Source organism: Ferrimicrobium sp., from assembly GCF_027319265.1.
Lineage (GTDB): Bacteria > Actinomycetota > Acidimicrobiia > Acidimicrobiales > Acidimicrobiaceae > Ferrimicrobium.
Window position 1 is genome coordinate 15,950 of sequence record NZ_DAHVNP010000024.1, and the last position, 18,046, is coordinate 33,995.

Sequence of the window (18,046 nt, forward strand, 5' to 3'; positions counted from 1 at the left end):
GTAACTAGTCCAGATCGCTTGGCGAACTAAAGGTGCCGCGCAGTGCCGTTGCAGCTGCGATCGCTGGCGAGACCAGGTGGGTGCGCCCTCCCCGACCCTGTCGTCCCTCAAAGTTGCGATTCGAGGTTGAAGCCGCCCGCTGACCAGGTTTGAGCTGATCCGGGTTCATGCCCAAACACATGGAGCAGCCAGGCTCCCTCCACTCCGCTCCGGCAGCACGAAAAATCCGATCCAGGCCCTCGGCTTCGGCTTGCTGCATCACACGACGTGAACCAGGCACCACCAAGGTGCGCACGGAAGGGTTAACATGTCGACCCTCCAGGACCGCAGCGGCAATCCGGAGGTCTTCAATGCGCGAATTCGTGCATGATCCGATGAACACAACATCGACTCCGATAGCGCGGACCGCTGTCCCTGGACGGAGATCCATATAGCGTAAGGCACGATGAGCAGCCTCGCGTTGCGGCGCGAGTGCAAACTGATCCGGATCGGGGATCGCGCCATCGATATCGACGACCTGCGAGGGATTCGTTCCCCAACTGACCTGCGGCCTCAGCGTAGAAGCTTGGATCCGGACCTCTGTGTCAAATGCCGCATCTCGATCACTTGCAAGCTCAGTCCAAGCCTTTGTCGCCTGTCCAAAGAGTTCACCTTGAGGAGCAAATTCGCGACCCGTAAGATAAGCAAAGGTCGTGGCATCGGGCGCAATCATGCCCGCACGAGCGCCAGCTTCGATGCTCATATTGCAGACCGTCATACGAGCCTCCATCGACAGATTGGTAATGGCCTCACCGCGATATTCAATCACATGGCCAATGCCTCCACCCGTCCCGATCTGCCCGATGATGGCCAGAATGAGGTCTTTGGCGAAGGTCCCCTCTGGGAGTGCGCCATCAACTGTCACCGCCATCGTCTTCGGTCGGACCTGGGCCAGCGTCTGCGTGGCCAAAACATGCTCTACCTCGGAGGTACCAATTCCAAAAGCAAGAGCGCCAAACGCTCCATGGGTTGCGGTATGCGAGTCGCCGCAGACGATCGTCAAACCCGGCTGGGTGAGTCCCTGCTCCGGACCAATCACATGTACGATTCCCTGGCCCTGTGAGCCCATGGGATAGTACCTGATCCCATACTCATCACAGTTGCGCGCCAATACTTCCAGCTGTTTTGCGCTGATAGGGTCGGCAATTGGGCGGTCGATATGCTCGGTGGGAACATTATGATCGGCCGTTGCAACGGTGAGGTCTGGACGACGAACTCGGCGATTCGCCAGCCGCAACCCATCGAAGGCCTGCGGAGAGGTCACCTCATGGACAAGATGTAAGTCGATATAGATCAGGTCTGCCTCTCCCGGTCCTCCTCGATCGACCAGGTGAGACTCCCACACCTTCTCGGCGAGCGTCTTTCCGTTGACCACTGGTCACTCCCCCTTTCCATGGTTCACCCGAACCACCTCCATCACCCACGACAATGCAGGCCACCCACCAACAGCGCACACACGCAACCCTATGGCAGGTAGGCGCGCACCCGTTTAACGCTTGCGTTGACCAGCGCGGTCGAACTACGCCCGGCGAATCGCTACTACCTCGACCTTGAGCCGTCCACCTGGCGCCTGGTACTCCACTAAATCACCAGCGGCTGCACCTATCAGTGCCTGACCAAGAGGTGATGTCGGCGATACGACCTCTACTCCGGCGAGTCGTTCCTCAATCGAACCGAGGAAGTACTCACTCACCTCATCGTCATCCTCATAGCGCAGGGCCACCACCAACCCTGGACGCACACTGTCGACGTCCGCCCCCTCGTCGGTGACGACGACGGCATTTTCAAGCAACGACTGAAGCTGGCGTACTCGTGCCTCCATCTTGCCCTGAGCATCCTTGGCCGCGTGGTAATCACCGTTTTCGCTGAGATCGCCGAGTGCACGGGCAGACTCGATAGCCTTGGCGATCTCGATTCTGCCTGTGGTGGTGAGTTCATGGAGCTCAGCGACCAGTGCGTCATAGGTAGCTTGGGAGATCGTAGTATCCGTCATGACAGACACTCTAGCGCCTCACCCACCATAGCACTTGCCCATCAAAATGGTCCTTCCTTCGGTACCTCCGACGAGTTCCAACCCCGAACTAGCAAGCAACAGATGCGAGAACGCCCCTAGCAACGCGGTACTCGACATATCACCAAGCGCAATCACCCACCAGTTTCGGATTTTTGCGAAGACGGCCTACAATAGTCGAGTACACAGATTTATTGAGCCAAAGTTGTATTAAGACAAAGTTGTATTAAGCCATAGTGACAAGGGTGGAATAGGTGAAGTATCGTATTGCCGTGGTCGGCGGAGACGGCATTGGACCAGAGGTGACCCGAGAAGCCTTGAAGGTCGCCCGGTCGGCCGGTGCAGTCTTGGAGACCCAGGAATTTGAACTCGGCGCGGCTCACTACGAGCACACCGGTGAGGTGCTGGGTGACGAGACGCTAGCGGAGCTCATGAGCTTTGATGCCATCCTGCTCGGAGCTATCGGCCCTGCCATCGGTTCAACCACAGTCCCCTCGGGCATACTCGAGCGAGGTCTGCTGTTGCGTCTCCGCTTCGCTCTCGATCTCTACATCAACCAACGCCCCTTCCTTACCCTCGATCCGAGCGTTACCATCACCCACAAACCCGTTGATATGGTGGTTATTCGTGAGAATACGGAGGGTGCCTACACTGGCGAAGGCGGGCTCCTGCGCAAGGGAACCGCCTACGAAGTGGCCACCCAGGGCTCAGTAAACACCCGCAACGGAGTCGAGCGAGCGATTCGCTTTGCCTTCGATCTCGCCCAAACAAGAGAGCGCAAGTTGCTCACGCTCGTACATAAGACGAACGTCCTCACGTACTCCGGGGATTTGTGGTATCGAACCTTTCTTGAGGTCGCGGCGGAATATCCGGCCGTAACGACCAGCTATAACCACGTTGATGCTGCTTGCATCTATCTTGTCGAGGCGCCAGAACGTTACGACGTGGTGGTCACCGACAACCTCTTTGGCGACATACTGACCGACTTAGCCGCCGCGGTCTCCCAAGGTATTGGTTATGCGGCCTCGGCGAATATCAACCCCGCACGCACAGGCCCCTCGCTCTTTGAACCGGTGCACGGTGCAGCACACGACCGCGTCGGGACGGGTCAGGCAAACCCCTACGCGGCCATCAGGTCGGCAGCGATGATGCTCGCCTTCCTTGGAGAGACAGCAATCGCCACAAAAATCGAACACGCACTGACGGTTTTGCCCCCTTCGGGTGCAACGACCGCCGAAATAGGTGATTTCTACGGAGAAAGGGTAGCGCACTAATGCCAATACAAGCAATGAAATACGTCTGGATGAATGGCGAACAGGTTCCTTTTGAGGATGCCAAGGTTCATGTTCTCACACATGCACTCCACTATGGTTATGGAGTCTTCGAAGGTATCCGCGCCTATGAGACTCCACGAGGCTCGGCGATCTTTCGACTCACCGACCATATCAACCGCTTCTATGAGTCGGCCAAGATTCTGATGATGGAGATCCCTTACGCACCCGCCGAGCTCGTGGAAGCCACCAAGCGACTTGTCGGAGACAACGAATTCGCATCGTGCTACATCCGTCCCATCGCCTATCTCGGCTACGGCGAGATGGGCCTCAACCCACTGACCGGTACGACTGATGTCGCGATCGCTACCTGGCCGTGGGGTGCTTACCTTGGCGATGAGGGCCTCACCAAAGGCATTCGAGCGAAGATCTCCTCCTTTAAGCGTCATGACCCCAACATTATTCCACCAGCTGCCAAGACGACCGGTGGATACATCAACTCGGCGCTCGCCAAAGCAGAGGCCATCAAAGCAGGCTACGATGAGGCCATCATGCTCTCTGGTCAGGGAAATGTTAGTGAGTGCACGGGCGAAAACATCTTCATCGTTAAGGACGGCACGCTCTTCACCCCATCTGACGCCTCGGGAGCGCTTTCAGGCATCACCCGCAAGACCATCACCCAGGTCGCCAAGGATATGGGTATCGAGACACGCGAAGCCCAGCTCCTTCGAACCGACCTCTATCTTGCTGATGAGATGTTCATTACTGGCACCGCCGCCGAGGTAGTGCCGGTGAGTTCGGTCGACGATCGCTTGATCGGAACAGGCGAGCCTGGCAAGATCTCCAAGGAACTCCAGCGTCGTTACTTCCAGATCGTCACTGGTAACGAACCTGCCTACGATCACTGGCTTGAGTACGTGAAGGGTTAACGTTCTGCGTCACGTTGCTATCTACGATACGACCCTACGAGATGGGTCCCAACAGGAGGGCATCGCCCTCACCGTTGAGGACAAGCTGCGTGTTGCCCGCCAGCTCGACATTCTTGGGGTACAGTTCATCGAGGGGGGTTGGCCGGGGGCCAATCCGAAGGATGCGGCGTTCTTTACCCGAGCATCCGATGAGCTGAACCTCCACACTGCCCAGCTGGTAGCCTTTGGCTCAACCCGCCGCGCAAATGGGGATGTCAACAGTGACCCTAATCTCCAGGCTCTCGTAGATAGTGGCGTCACTCACGTCTGCATCGTCGCCAAGGCCTGGGATTACCATGTAGTGCACGCACTTCGCACCTCCCTCGAAGAGGCACTTGCCATGGTGCGAGATTCGGTCTCCTTTTTGACCAACCATGGTTGCCACGTGCTGCTCGACGCTGAGCACTTCTTTGACGGATTCAAGGACAATCCGACCTTTGCGCTCTCGGTCCTTGATGCTGCCGAGGAGGCCGGAGCAACAACACTAGTACTCTGCGACACCAATGGCGGAACCCTGCCATCAGAGGTTCCCGCGATCATGAGCAGTGTCAACGAACGTGTGGGGCTTCCCATCGGAGTCCATTTTCACAACGACTCCGGCTGCGCCATAGCGAACTCCCTCATAGCCGTTGATCTCGGAGCCAGCCAGGTGCAAGGGTGTGTCAACGGCTACGGAGAGAGGACGGGTAATGCCAACCTTGTCCCCATCATCGCGGCACTCTCGCTCAAACAGGAGATCGTCACCATCCCACCCCACAATCTTGAACTCCTCACCTCCACCGCCCGTCACATTGCAGAGATCACCAATCTTCCACTCGCTCCACAATCTCCCTATGTGGGCGCGTCTGCCTTCACCCACAAAGCCGGCCTCCATGTCAGCGCCATCGCAAGGCGCAGTGACGCCTATGAACACATCAATCCCGAACTCGTCGGCAACCATAGTCGCTTTGTCGTGTCAGAGATGGCGGGTCGTCAAACCCTCCTGATCAAAGCTGGGGAACTCGGGCTCGAACTCACCGACGACGCGACTACCTCGCTGCTCCAGCGCCTGAAGGATCTCGAACATCAGGGATATCACTTTGAAGTCGCAGATGGCTCACTGGAACTGCTGATGCGCCATGCTCTCGGCTGGACCCAGCCCTATTTTCATGTGGAGTCCTATCGGGTGACGACCGACGGCTATCACGGACCTGAGCTGCTCACCGAAGCGACCGTGAAGGTGCAGGTACGCGGCCAACGCATCATCGCTACCGCTGAGGGGAATGGACCTGTCCACGCACTCGATCAGGCGCTGCGACAGGCGTTGCAGACGACCTACCCCTCCCTCGCCACCATGGGGCTTGATGACTACAAGGTGCGCGTGCTTGACACCTCAAGCGGCACCGATGCCGTTGTCCGGGTCCTCATCGACTTCTCCGACACTGAGACACAGTGGACGACCACGGGAGTCTCCACCAACATCATCGAGGCGTCGTTTTCAGCACTGACTGAAGGCTTCGTACTCGCACTCGTGAAAACTAGCACAACTGAAGGGAGCGCACCATGAGTCAGCCAGACATGGTCGAGATTAGTAAGGGTGAACGTGCACCGTTGTTCTGGGCCGAACCCGTCAACCCAGTCGAGTTGGCGCTTGATCGACCCGCAGAGCTGACCGGCCGCAAGCTTGCCCAGGGGCAGCTGAACGGGCGCCCGGGACCGGATCAAGGCTACGCACTCACGCTCTACGGACACCTAACGGACCAGCTCCAAACCCTACCCGGGGAACAGCGCTCCGATATCCAGGCCGGCGTAGTCGCGATCGCTATGGCGATCGCAGGACGACTGGGACGCGCCCCTGTTCTGGCCGATCTCAAAGTAGTCCTCGAACACTTCGGTTACCTCGGGGGTGCCACCTCAGAGCAGATCCGTATCCGCCAAGACCGCTTCAAGGGGATCGCCCACAACTACCAAGCGTTACGGCGCATGGTTGCTTTTACCGAGATGGAGCTCAACCTCCAAGAATAACTCGTGGACCCTTGCCCCACGAGAGGTAGTGCCAAGTCCAGTTGATCATCACTGAAGCCTTGTTCCGCGAGCCCAACAGGGTGACCACGTGCAGACCAAGCCAAGCCAACCAGGCGGTGGTTCCGCTCAAGCGTATGCCACGACCCACCTCCGCAACGGCGGCGCGCCGGCCAATAGTCGCCATCGTCCCCTTGTCGCGATAGCGGAAGGGATAGGTCGCCTCCCCCTTGACCAAGACACCGATTTGGCGAGCGGCATGGCGCCCTCCTTGAATAGCTGGCTGGGCAAGCTGGGGCAAGGGGTTGCCGGTTGGATCAGAGGCGAGCGCAACGTCCCCGATAGCAAAGATCGACTCCGAGCCCAGTACACGCAAGTCGCCTCCGACCATGAGACGTCCACTTCGACCGGTGGGTAGGCCCAGCCGCCCGATCACCGACGGCACTGCCACGCCGGCCGCCCAGAGAACGAGACCATTCTGGATTTCACGGCCACTATGCAACAGGATGACCCCCGGCTCCACCGCCTGTACCGCCTCCTGAAGCAGAACGGTGACACCACGGGTGCGCAACTCCCGTCGCGCGTACTCCGAGAGCCCCTCATTGAAAGCCTCCAAGAGGCGGGACTGTTGCTCGATGAGGATCACCTTCACATCATCGGGATTCAGACTGGTGTAGTCGGTATAGAGGGCCTTGTGGGCGAGTTCAGCGATGGCACCCGCAAGCTCGACCCCCGTCGCACCGCCACCGACAACCACGAAAGTGAGCGCACCATCACGGACCCCATGAGCAACGGCTTGCTCAAACTGATGAAAGAGATGGTTTCTCACGTCAAGCGCCTCGTCGAGCGTATAGATGGCATGCGAATACTCACGAGCACCCTCAATGCCGAAGTAGTTTGCGGTAGCACCCAGCGCGAGGATGAGGTAGTCGTAGTCGATGGTACGTCCGTCCTCAAGCACGATGAACTTGCGCTCAGCATCCACCGACGCCAACTCACCCTGTTGGAACTTGGTCCGGGCCATGCTCCGGATCACCGTCCGAATAGGAAAGGCAACATCGCCAGGGTTGAGTCCAGCCGTCGCCACCTGGTAGAGCAATGGTTGAAAAGTAGCGAAGTTATGACGATCGACCAGGGTGACGTCGGCAGACAGCTTCGAGAGTTCCTCCACCGCCGCCAGACCAGCAAAACCAGCACCAACGACGACCACCTTTGGACGACTCGGGGCTCCAGGGGCATCGGCCGCTGCTGTCTTGCGCTGACGCATTCGTGTCGCAATCATCCTTACCTCCTCATACTTTCGATCGAGCCTAGTAGACACGACGCCCGCCATGGTTGTCCGTAACGATCCCTTAATCTTGTGCGGTCTTGGTCCCCAATCGACGTGTCTGATGCGCAAGGAGCTGCAGTGACTCAGCGTCTGAATGCATGACGATCCCTACACCAACCACACGAGCCTGCTTCAGGCGCTCCACCACCGATGGGGAGGGCACAAACCCTGGCGGAGTCACGACAACCCAAACCGGCAATAATCGAACGAGCATGATCGCCAGCGAGAGTTGAAATCGACCGTTAGCGTCGAGGCGACCGGCGGGTTCATTCGCCAAAGGGAGCAGACCAACCTCCTCAAGAACCGCTCGAAACGACGGCACCTTTCCGAGCCGAGGGGGCCCTATCCGCACCGCTAGCGCGAGATGCTCGAGCACCTTGAGCGAGGGCATAGGCACAAAGCCCGCAAAGGCAATACCGAGCACGGAGCGCGCCTCCCGACTGCCAACTCGAGCACCAAGGACACTGATCTCAGCGTGGGGATCCAAGCCAAGAAAAGCCCGAACAACCGGCTCCGGTGGAGCACCAGTCAAGAGCATCGTCTCACCCTCAACGAGCTTCCATGTCCCTAAGCGTAGCGTGCCATCGCCATAGGCTACCGAACCCTGCACTTCAAGCACCGTCTTAGGTGTCACGAACCTCTCCCTGCCACCAACTGACCAGCGAAATACCAACGATTCCCATGATGACCGAAAAACTCGTTCCCGTGATCACGTACTCGAGGAAGAGCCCGTGGGCCCCAAAGGCGTTGTTCAGTTGCACCAAGGGGGCAAGGGCACACCCAGCGAGCGCGACGGCGAGGACCCCACTCACCCATCGCTCCTGAGCGAGATGGACATCTGTGGCCATCACCCGAAGCGCGACTCCCGCGCCGAGGAAGCCCACGCCACAACCAAGTGCGACGACCATAGCGGTCCCAAAACCAATGAGAAAGCTCACCCGCCAGGCAATACCGATCGCTAGCACAACGAGTGCACTCGACAACAACGCTGGCACCACCGACCCACGCCGCCCATAGGATCCGCGCGTCCGCGGCAGAACCCCGAGGAGTCCCTCCGGCGACACGAGTGTCGCAGCGATTGGACTCAACTCCCAACCAAGCCAACAACCGATGGCCGCCACAAGCGGTCCGAGCACCAGCAGCCCTTCGGCAAGACCGATACCCAACGGCACGAGTGCCAGTGTCACGAGCAGTACCCGTAACCAAGTCCTTGTCTCTAGTCGAACAACGCTGATCGCGCCCAGGGTCAACCCAGGATAACGCAACAACGACGATAGACTCAACGACTGGTCAGCAAAACCTCCGTCGGGAACATGTGCCCGTTGCACCTGCGGCGCCCACCGGGACCCGACCACGACAACGATCCCGATGAGTAGCGCGAACACCGATCGCTCCAGGGCACCGTCGCCAATGAGCAGGTGGGACACGCCGCGTTGAATGACCAGCGCAGCGCCACTTGCCACTCCGACGATCCAGAGTAGCACCCCAAGCCCTAGACCCAGATCGATCCAGATACCCGCCACCGTCCAACGGTTCAGGCCAACCAGCCAGAGGGCGAGCGCACCCGCCAGCAGCAACCAAGGTGCCACGCCTTGGTGGATGAGGCCCTGGTGGCGCAGTGCGTACCAGGCAACCGCTGCGTAAGCGATCGTGACCACCACGACCACTGCCGCCACCACACGACTCCAGCGCTGCCCAAGGCTGACAGCACTCGCGACGAAGAAGGCTGCGAGCAGACCGCCTCCGAGCGCAGCTCCAGGCAGCGAATGCACGACCTTGTCGAGATCACGATCAAGAGCGGCCACGAGAACGATCAGACTGACAACCCCCCACAGTACTGGTTTACGCCAGACACGCAGGGCAAGAGGAGTCACGTCAGCCGCCAGACACCTCGGTGATCTTCGACTTCGTCGACAGGAAGGGCATCATCGCACGTAGCGTGGCCCCAACTTGCTCAACCGGTTGGTCTCTTGCCTGTTGGCGGAGTTGATTGAAGTGAGGACGTCCAGCCGCCATCTCGTCGATGAGTTCCCGTGCGAAGGTCCCATCCTGAATCTCGCCAAGAATCCGTCGCATCTCTGCCCGTGTCGCCTCATTGACCACCCGTGGCCCACGAGTGAGTCCTCCGTACTCCGCAGTCTCTGAGACCGAGAACCACATACCCGCTAATCCATTTTCGTAGAGCAGGTCGACAATGAGCTTCATCTCATGCAGGCACTCGAAATAGGCGGACTCCGGCTGATAACCAGCCTCGACCAAGGTGGTGAAACCAGCGACGATGAGCTCGCTCAGGCCACCACAGAGCACCACCTGCTCGCCAAAGAGATCCGTCTCCGTCTCTTCGGCAAAGGTCGTGTCAAGTACCCCGGCCTTAGTGGAGCCGATACCCCATGCATAGGAGAGGGCGAGCGCATGACCGGTCCCCTGTGGGTCATTTGCGACAGCGATCAGCGACGGAACGCCGCCGCCCTCTTCGTAGGTGCGGCGCACAAGGTGTCCAGGGCCCTTTGGGGCTACCATCATCACCGTTACGTCCTCAGGTGGAACGATCTCCCCGAAGCGGATGTTAAAGCCATGGGCAAAGCCCAGCGTTTGACCTGGGCGAAGGTGTGGAGCCACCTCGTTGTCATAGATCTCTTTTTGCACCGTGTCTGGGGCAAGAAACATGATAAGGTCCGCCCAAGCGACCGCTTCTGGCACCGACAGAACCTCGAGCCCACTCGCCCACGCCTTATCACCAGAGGCCGACCCCGGGCGAAGCGCAACGCGAACCTTGACGCCAGAGTCGGACAGGTTCAGTGCGTGGGCATGCCCTTGCGAACCGTAGCCGATGATGGCGACACGGGTGCCGTTAATGATGGATGGGTCTGCGTCCTTGTCGTAGTACATGTGAGCCATTTACGATACTCTTCCCTTTCTCGGTCGACGTGTCGGTTTTGGTAGCTTGCTAAGAGCAATCCTACCGGTTCGTTGCAGCTCAATCAGACCAAACTCAGCTAGGAATGCCTCGACGTCGTCAAGCTTCTCTGGAGAGAGCGCGAAGACCACGGTCAATCGATCCATCGAGACGTCGATGATCTCACCATGGAAAATCTCTACCAGCTCCATCACCTTCGCGCGGGCACCCGCCTCCGCATTAATCGTTGCGAGCATACACTCATATTCGAGTGCATCCACTGGGTCAATCTCGGTAATTTTGATGACATTGATCAACTTATGCAGTTGCTTCGTAATCTGCTCAAGTGGCACTGTCTCGACGTCGACCACAATGGTGAGACGCGAAAAGCGCTCGTCGTCAGTAGGTGCCACGGCTAGCGAGTAGATGTTAAAGCCGCGTCGGGAGAAGAGCAACGCCACCCTAGCAAGCACGCCCGCCCGGTTCTCTACCAACACACTCAGGATATGATGGCGGCCCTCCACTGGGGGACGAATCGATCCAATTGGGACGAGGTTCGATGATCGCTCCGCCATCATCGACTCCGCTGCTGGTGTGGGGGCAACACGATGTCATCATTTGGTGCGCCGGCCGGCACCATCGGATAGACCTTTTCGAAGGTGTCAACCCGAAAGTCGATCACTACCGGTCGGTCATCGATCTGGTTCGCCTTCTCAATGACCGGGTCAACTTCACTGACCTGATCGACACGGAAACCAACCGCACCCATCGCCTCAGCCCACTTGACATAGTCAGGCAGATCGGGTGAGAGAAACACCTCGGAGTAACGCTCCTCGTAGAACATCTCCTGCCACTGGCGTACCATGCCAAGATAACCGTTGTTCAAGATAGCAACCTTGATTGGGATGCGTTCCGCCGTCGCCGTCACTAACTCCTGCGCCGTCATCTGGAAACATCCATCCCCATCGATGGCCCAGACCGTACTCTGAGGACGGCCGGCTTTTGCGCCGATCGCCGCCGGCACAGCAAAACCCATCGTTCCGAGCCCTCCGGAGTTGATCCAGGAGTTCGGCGACGCAAACTGGAAGTACTGTGAAGCCCACATCTGGTGCTGTCCAACACCCGAAGCCACGACGGTGTCGGCCGGTGCGAGCGCCGAGATTCGTTCAACGACATACTGAGGTTTGATAGCCGCACCGGGCAACGAGGGTTCATAGGAGTAGGGATACTGCTCCTGCCAGGCGTGCAGTTGGGCGACCCAGGCTGAGAGATCCGCCCCTTTGGCGGGCAGGTGCCGCGTAATCTCTGGAATCACCGACTTTACATCCCCGACAATTGGAACATCGGGACGACGCACCTTACCCAGTTCAGCCGGATCGATATCGACGTGGATAATGCGCGCCTTAGCCGCAAAGGCATCCACCTTTCCAGTCACACGGTCATCAAAACGAGCTCCGAGTGCGATCACCAAATCAGCCTGTTGCAGCGCCGTCACCGCAGTGAAGTTGCCATGCATGCCGGGCATACCAAGGCAGAGCGGATCGGAGTCAGGCAGCACTCCCCTCGCCATCAACGTCGTCACCACTGGGATACCGGATCGATCGACCAGCGCCCGCAGCTCCGCTGCAGCCTTGCCACGGATCAACCCGCCACCTGCATAGATAATCGGCCGTGTGGCCCCCGCAATCATGGCAGCCGCCTGCTCAATCATCTTGGCGTGCCCCTTGACCGTCGGCTGGTAGCCGGGCAGATCGAGCCGGCGCGGCCAGTACCACTCCATCGTATCGTTCGCCACGTCTTTGGGGAGGTCGACCACGACTGGTCCAGGTCGACCTGTCGTCGCGACATGGAAAGCCTCAGCAATCACACGCGGGATATCGCTAGCCTTGGTAATCAACCAGTTGTGCTTGGTCACCGACATCGTAATCCCTGTGGTATCAGTCTCTTGAAAAGCATCGGTACCGATCGAAGTTGTCGCCACCTGCCCAGTGATCACCACAATCGGTATCGAGTCAACGTAGGCGTCGGCGACGGCGGTGACGATATTGGTGGCCGCTGGACCACTTGTCACAATAGCCACACCTGGCTTCCCAGTCGCCTGTGCAAACCCTTCCGCAGCATGGCCGGCACCCTGTTCATGACGAACCAGAATATGCCGGATCGGCGACTCCAAAAGGGGATCATAGACAGGGAGAATCGCCCCACCAGGGAGGCCAAATACCGTCTCTACCCCTTGCATCTCAAGGGATTTAATCAACGCCTGTGCTCCGGTTAACTTCATGATCGTCTCCTCCATGCATACGTACTAGCAACGCCAAAGCCAATAGTTCTCTGAGCGGGCATCCTCACGAGCGTAGATACGAAAAGACCTCCCGCGAAGGGAGGTCTTGGGCACGACGCAGCGAAGAGCCGTGCCCTAACGAAGGAGTACTACCAGCGCGCGTCGAATAGTCATAGAAGGTAGCATACCCAGTCTGAAGGGCTATCCGCCAGTTACCGCTCCAATATCTGCCCCTTTGACCAAAAGAGCATACTTCCCAAGCGCTCCCTCGGTATAGCGCGCGGGTGCCGGAACAAAAGCTTGCCGTCGGAGCTCCAGCTCTGTCTCATCCACCAGCAACTCGATCGAGTGGGTGGGAACATCGATCACGATTCGGTCACCATCACGGATCAGACCGATAGGTCCACCATCGGTGGCTTCAGGCGCAACATGGCCGATGCAGAACCCGTGTGTTCCACCAGAGAAGCGGCCATCAGTGATCAAAGCAGCATCGTGACCACGTCCAGCACCCTTCATCGCCCCTGTTACCGCCAACATCTCACGCATCCCAGGCCCCCCTTTGGGTCCCTCGTAGCGAATGACCACCACATCCCCAGACCGGATCTCCCCGGCGAGAATGGCATCAAGTGCAGCCTCTTCACGATCAAAGACCCGGGCAGTTCCGTCAAAATGCTCCTGATCAAGACCAGCCACCTTCACAACCGAACCTGCGGGGGCAAGCGATCCACGGAGTACAGCGATCCCTCCAACTTTATGGATCGGCTGATCATGGCGGTGGACGACCTCACCATCTGGACGCGGCGGATCATAGGCTCGCAACTCCTCGGCGAGTGTTCGTCCGGTAACGGTCAAACAATCACCATGCACAAGGCCAGCCTCAAGGAGTTCGCCGAGAACCACCGGGATCCCGCCGATACGATCCAGATCGGTCATGTGGTACTTGCCATGGGGTTTTGTGTCAGCGAGGTGAGGGACGCGAGTCCCGACTCGATTGAAGTCATCGAGGGTGAGTTCGACCTTGGCTTCATAGGCAATAGCCAGCAGATGGAGGACGGCGTTCGTCGACCCGCCAAGCGCCATCACGACAGCAATCGCATTCTCGAAAGCTGCCTTGGTCATGATTTGGCGAGGTGTGATCCCCAACTCCAACAGGTTCATCACCGCTCGACCAGCCTCAAACGCGATGTCCTCTCGGCGACGATCAACCGCCGGTGCCGAGGCAGAACCAATCTGGGCCATTCCCAGTGCCTCCGCCACGGACGCCATCGTGTTAGCGGTGTACATCCCTGCGCAGGAACCCTTGGTGGGGCACGCGTTGCGTTCAACATCGCCAAGTCGTTGCTCGTCGATGCTACCGGCTGCATAGGCGCCAACCGCCTCGAAGACGCTCACAATATCGAGCGTCTCCCCACGGAAGCGACCAGGAAGAATACTCCCACCGTAGACAAAGACAGAGGGGAGGTCGAGGCGGGCCGCCGCCATCATCATTCCTGGGAGCGACTTATCACAACCAGCCAAGGTCACCATCGCGTCGAAGCGCTCAGCGTGCATCATCAGCTCCACCGAATCCGCTATCACCTCACGAGAGACCAAGGAGGAATGCATGCCTTCGTGACCCATCGAGATCCCATCCGAAACGGCAATGGTGCCGAACTCCAGCGGCACACCGCCGGCGGATCGCACGCCGGCCTTCGCACGCTGTGCAAGATCAGAGAGCACGAGATTACAGGGAGTCACCTCGTTCCAAGAGGATGCAATGCCGATCTGAGGCTTCGAGAAGTCCTCATCATTGAGGCCAACAGCCCGCAGCATCGCCCTTGCTGGTGCTCTCCTCGGCCCCTCAGTCACCTCTTGGCTACGAATGCGAATCGACTTGGTATCACTCATCGTTTGGTTTCCCCTCTGGTCGTAGTGCAACTGTAAGCCACTGTAGCCTCACTCGACCCTGGACGACGCCGCGCCAGCCACGCTCTCGAAATCTCGGGAACGGACGCCGCCGCGACGAGCAGATCAGCCAGCGCCGGGCCGCGCCTCATCTGCCAGCTCGACTAAGGCCTGACGGGCGTCAGCACCCGAAACCTGGCGTCCGTGTTGGCGCATGACCTGCCCCAACAAAAAGCCGGCGACCTTTTCGTCACCGCCCAAATAACGACTCCATTCATCGGGAAACTGGGCAATGATCCCCTCCACAATCGCCCTGATCGCGTCCTCATCACGAGCTCCAAAGCCGAGCTTGGCCATCAACTCCGCGGCCGGAGCAGGATCCGTGCAGGCCTCACGCAGAAGGATCTTCACTTGCGAGGCGCCCAATTCCCCTCGATCCTCGATGGCGAGCACCGCTACAAAGCGTTCAGGAGTCAAGACACCGATATCAGCAAGCAATGCCGTTAACTCGTTGGCACACCGCGCAGCCGCGCGCGCTGGTGTGATGCCATGATCGATAGCAGCCCGGAAATATGGCCAGCATTCGTCGGTAATGATGGTCTCACGAAGGTCATCACTCAACTCAGGCAGGATCGCCGCAACATCACCACGCCGCTTGCTCGGAAGTTCTGGGAGCTGCCCTCGACGCTCCTCAATCAAGGTGAGATCGGGGGCTACTGGCGGTAGATCGGGTTCGGGGAAGTAGCGATAGTCGTTTGCCTCCTCCTTCAGTCGTAAGGCTCCAGTCAACGAACGCTCCTCGTCCCAGAAGCGCGTCTGTTGGATCATCGCCTCCCCGTCCTCATAGAGCTGCACCTGCCGACGACCCTCAAACGCCAGCGCACGAACTAACGAACGAAGAGAGTTCAGGTTCTTGATCTCCGCTCGTGTCCTGAATTGAGCCTCGCCAATCGGACGTACTGAGACGTTGGCGTCGACTCGCAGGGACCCCTCCTCCATACGACCATCGCTTGCGCCAACCGCCACCAGGATGGCACGCAGTTCGGTCACGTACTCCTTGGCCTCCTCCGGATCACGAATATCGGGAGCGGAGACGATCTCAAGCAGTGGAACGCCTGACCGGTTGTAGTCGATGAGCGAGTACGCAGCGGACTCAATGCGTCCGTGTCCCCCCCGGTGGACCAACTTCCCGGTGTCCTCTTCAAGGTGGGCTCGTTCGATACCGATCACGCGCCCCGAGGGTAGTTCGAGATGCCCATTGGCATTGATGGGCACATCGTACTGCGAGATCTGGTAGTCCTTGGGCATGTCGGGGTAGAAGTAGTTCTTCCGATGAAACTGACTGCGTTGGATCGTCGCGTTCAGTGCTAAACCAACTCGAATGGCAAAGTCAACCGCCTGCGCATTCATGACCGGAAGACTCCCGGGCAACCCGAGGCAGACGGGACAGATCGACGTGTTGGGTTCCTCACCGAAGGCGTTCGGACATCCACAAAATAACTTGCTCTTGGTCTTGAGCTCCGTGTGGACCTCTAGGCCGATCACATACTCCCAACCCTGAGCCGGGCCGGTTGTCGCTCGCTGGGTCAACGTAATCCCTCCTCGACGGCGTAGGCTCCACGAAACAGCAGCTGCTCTGAACGAGCAGGGCCAAGCAGTTGCACGCCGATCGGTAGGCCATCGGAGTCGACCCCGGCAGGAATGGAGAGGGCGGGATCACCCGATAGGTTGGAAGGTATCGTGCAGATGTCTGATCGATACATCTCCACCGGATCCGCCGCACGCTCGCCGATCCGAAAGGCTGTGGTCGGCGAAGTAGGGCTTAAGAGTAGATCAACACTCGCATACGCACGATCAAATGCGGCGCGAACCAGCGAACGTACCCGCTGGGCGGTGACGTAAAATGCGTCATAGTATCCGGCCGATAATGCATAGGTTCCCAACATGATTCGACGCTTGACCTCAGGTCCAAAACCCTTCGTCCGAGTCGCAATCATCATCTCCTCTACAGTGGCGCCGGGCTCACGGAGTCCATAACGGACACCGTCATAACGGGCCAGATTGGACGAGGCCTCAGCTGGAGCCACAACATAGTAGGCCGCAAGACCAAAGGCCAGCTCGTCAAGTCTGATCTCGGTGACCGTCGCACCCGCCTGTTGCAAGGCATCGACCGCTCGTGCCAACGCTGTCTGGACACCCGGGCTTGCGATCTCTACAAGGTTCGTTACCACACCAATGCGCACGCCTCGTACCCCTTCGGCCAGCGAGGACAGGAGTGTTGGCGGTACCTCTTGGAGCGAGGTCGCATCCCTTGGGTCATGACCCATGAGGCACTCAGCAACGAGCGCGGCATCCTCTACTGACGCGGTAAGCGGACCGATCTGATCGAGCGAGGAGGCAAAAGCGAGGAGACCGTACCGGGAGACTCGACCATAGGTCGGCTTGAACCCAACGATCCCAGTCAATGCGGCAGGTTGACGGATTGAGCCGCCGGTGTCCGACCCGAGTCCAACGAGCGCCATCCTGCTTGCAACAGCGGCAGCAGAGCCACCTGACGATCCACCAGGCACCCGTTCAAGGTCATAGGGGTTCTTGGTGATCTTGTAGGCAGAGTTCTCCGTGGAAGAGCCCATGGCAAACTCGTCGAGGTTGGTCTTGCCAAGGACAATGCCATCCTGGTCGGTGATGCGGTCGACTACCGTTGCATTGTAGGGAGGAATCCAACCCTCGAGGATTTTCGACGCAGCCGTAGTCGGAAATGTCGTCGTACATAGGTTGTCCTTCAGCACGACCGGCACCCCCGCCAATCTGCCAAGTTTCTCCCCTCGCGCCCTCCGAGCATCCTGAACGGCGGCTCTGCTTCGCGCGGCATCAAGGTCAAGTGAGAGAAAGGCATCGATCTCCGGTTCTTGGATCGCTATCTGTTCCTCATAGGCGTCAATCACCTCAACAGTGGTGACCTCGCGTCCGTCCAGCCGACGCTGGAGTTCAGCGATCCCCCAATCGAGAATCTCGTCGTTCATTATGCTCCTAAGATGCGAGGCACGCGAAAATAGTCCTCTTCGGCACTTGGAGCCATACCAAGGACGACCTCCCGATCGATCCCTGGCTGGACTACATCGTCTCGAAGGAGGTTGACCGTCTCCAATGGATGATCCATCGGAGGGTACGCAGATAAGTCCTCTGCGTTCATCACCTCAATAACGTCGAGAATCCGGGAGAGCGTATCCTCATACTCCCGAAGTTCCTCATCGCTTAACGACAGCCGCGCCAGCTGCGCGATATGGGCGACATCCGCTTGGTCGATCCGTTTTGTCATCCTCCAGAGCCTAGACCTCGTCTTAGGCGAGTCAGCCAATCACAAG

General features: G+C 58.7%; 16 protein-coding genes. 4 read left to right on the plus strand and 12 right to left on the minus strand.

Annotated features, from left to right (window positions below):
* Positions 1-4 precede the first annotated feature (4 nt).
* Together leuC and greA are read right to left on the minus strand one after the other, a co-directional pair.
* Positions 5-1,414 (minus strand): 3-isopropylmalate dehydratase large subunit, encoded by a 1,410-nt coding sequence (gene leuC / locus M7439_RS02480; protein ID WP_298349074.1) that lies wholly within the window; start codon positions 1,412-1,414, stop codon positions 5-7.
* 144 nt (positions 1,415-1,558) lie between these two features.
* Positions 1,559-2,032 (minus strand): transcription elongation factor GreA, encoded by a 474-nt coding sequence (gene greA, locus M7439_RS02485; RefSeq protein ID WP_298349156.1) that lies wholly within the window; start codon positions 2,030-2,032, stop codon positions 1,559-1,561.
* Between the two features lie 272 nt (positions 2,033-2,304).
* Between greA and M7439_RS02490 the strand changes: the two genes are divergently transcribed.
* From M7439_RS02490 to M7439_RS02505, 4 genes are all read left to right on the plus strand, one after another.
* Positions 2,305-3,324 carry a 3-isopropylmalate dehydrogenase gene (locus M7439_RS02490; protein ID WP_298349077.1) on the plus strand — a complete coding sequence of 340 codons (1,020 nt, stop codon included), beginning with the start codon at positions 2,305-2,307 and terminating at the stop codon, positions 3,322-3,324.
* Positions 3,324-4,250: a branched-chain amino acid transaminase gene (locus tag M7439_RS02495; RefSeq protein WP_298349079.1), complete on the plus strand. Its 927-nt coding sequence runs from the start codon at positions 3,324-3,326 to the stop codon at positions 4,248-4,250. Before M7439_RS02490 ends, M7439_RS02495 begins: the two co-directional genes overlap by 1 nt.
* A 61-nt stretch (positions 4,251-4,311) precedes the next feature.
* Positions 4,312-5,835 (plus strand): citramalate synthase, encoded by a 1,524-nt coding sequence (gene cimA, locus M7439_RS02500; protein ID WP_298349158.1) that lies wholly within the window; start codon positions 4,312-4,314, stop codon positions 5,833-5,835.
* The gene (locus tag M7439_RS02505) at positions 5,832-6,293 is read left to right on the plus strand and encodes a hypothetical protein (protein ID WP_298349082.1); all 462 of its coding nucleotides are present in this window, start codon (positions 5,832-5,834) and stop codon (positions 6,291-6,293) included. Before cimA ends, M7439_RS02505 begins: the two co-directional genes overlap by 4 nt.
* Here M7439_RS02505 and M7439_RS02510 read toward each other — a convergent pair.
* The 10 genes from M7439_RS02510 to gatC form a co-directional block, all read right to left on the minus strand.
* On the minus strand, positions 6,277-7,572 hold the full coding sequence (locus tag M7439_RS02510; protein ID WP_298349085.1) for an NAD(P)/FAD-dependent oxidoreductase: 1,296 nt from the start codon (positions 7,570-7,572) through the stop codon (positions 6,277-6,279). The genes M7439_RS02505 and M7439_RS02510 overlap by 17 nt on opposite strands.
* A gap of 70 nt (positions 7,573-7,642) precedes the next feature.
* Positions 7,643-8,254, minus strand: a complete 612-nt coding sequence (locus M7439_RS02515; protein WP_298349088.1) for a hypothetical protein — start codon at positions 8,252-8,254, stop codon at positions 7,643-7,645.
* Positions 8,244-9,494 carry a hypothetical protein gene (locus M7439_RS02520; RefSeq protein WP_298349091.1) on the minus strand — a complete coding sequence of 417 codons (1,251 nt, stop codon included), beginning with the start codon at positions 9,492-9,494 and terminating at the stop codon, positions 8,244-8,246. Before M7439_RS02520 ends, M7439_RS02515 begins: the two co-directional genes overlap by 11 nt.
* A 1-nt stretch (position 9,495) precedes the next feature.
* Positions 9,496-10,518: a ketol-acid reductoisomerase gene (gene ilvC / locus M7439_RS02525; protein WP_298349094.1), complete on the minus strand. Its 1,023-nt coding sequence runs from the start codon at positions 10,516-10,518 to the stop codon at positions 9,496-9,498.
* Positions 10,519-11,094, minus strand: a complete 576-nt coding sequence (gene ilvN, locus M7439_RS02530) for an acetolactate synthase small subunit (RefSeq protein ID WP_308464370.1) — start codon at positions 11,092-11,094, stop codon at positions 10,519-10,521.
* Positions 11,091-12,797, minus strand: a complete 1,707-nt coding sequence (locus tag M7439_RS02535) for an acetolactate synthase large subunit (RefSeq protein ID WP_298349097.1) — start codon at positions 12,795-12,797, stop codon at positions 11,091-11,093. The genes ilvN and M7439_RS02535 overlap by 4 nt, the downstream gene beginning before the upstream one ends.
* A gap of 201 nt (positions 12,798-12,998) precedes the next feature.
* Complete coding sequence (gene ilvD / locus M7439_RS02540; protein ID WP_298349100.1) at positions 12,999-14,684, minus strand: dihydroxy-acid dehydratase; 1,686 nt, start codon at positions 14,682-14,684, stop codon at positions 12,999-13,001.
* A gap of 123 nt (positions 14,685-14,807) precedes the next feature.
* Positions 14,808-16,271, minus strand: coding sequence for an Asp-tRNA(Asn)/Glu-tRNA(Gln) amidotransferase subunit GatB (gene gatB, locus M7439_RS02545; RefSeq protein WP_298349103.1), 1,464 nt, complete (start codon positions 16,269-16,271; stop codon positions 14,808-14,810).
* Positions 16,268-17,704, minus strand: coding sequence for an Asp-tRNA(Asn)/Glu-tRNA(Gln) amidotransferase subunit GatA (gene gatA, locus M7439_RS02550; protein ID WP_298349106.1), 1,437 nt, complete (start codon positions 17,702-17,704; stop codon positions 16,268-16,270). The genes gatB and gatA overlap by 4 nt, the downstream gene beginning before the upstream one ends.
* Positions 17,704-18,000 carry an Asp-tRNA(Asn)/Glu-tRNA(Gln) amidotransferase subunit GatC gene (gene gatC, locus M7439_RS02555; protein ID WP_298349109.1) on the minus strand — a complete coding sequence of 99 codons (297 nt, stop codon included), beginning with the start codon at positions 17,998-18,000 and terminating at the stop codon, positions 17,704-17,706. Before gatC ends, gatA begins: the two co-directional genes overlap by 1 nt.
* Positions 18,001-18,046: the final 46 nt, after the last annotated feature.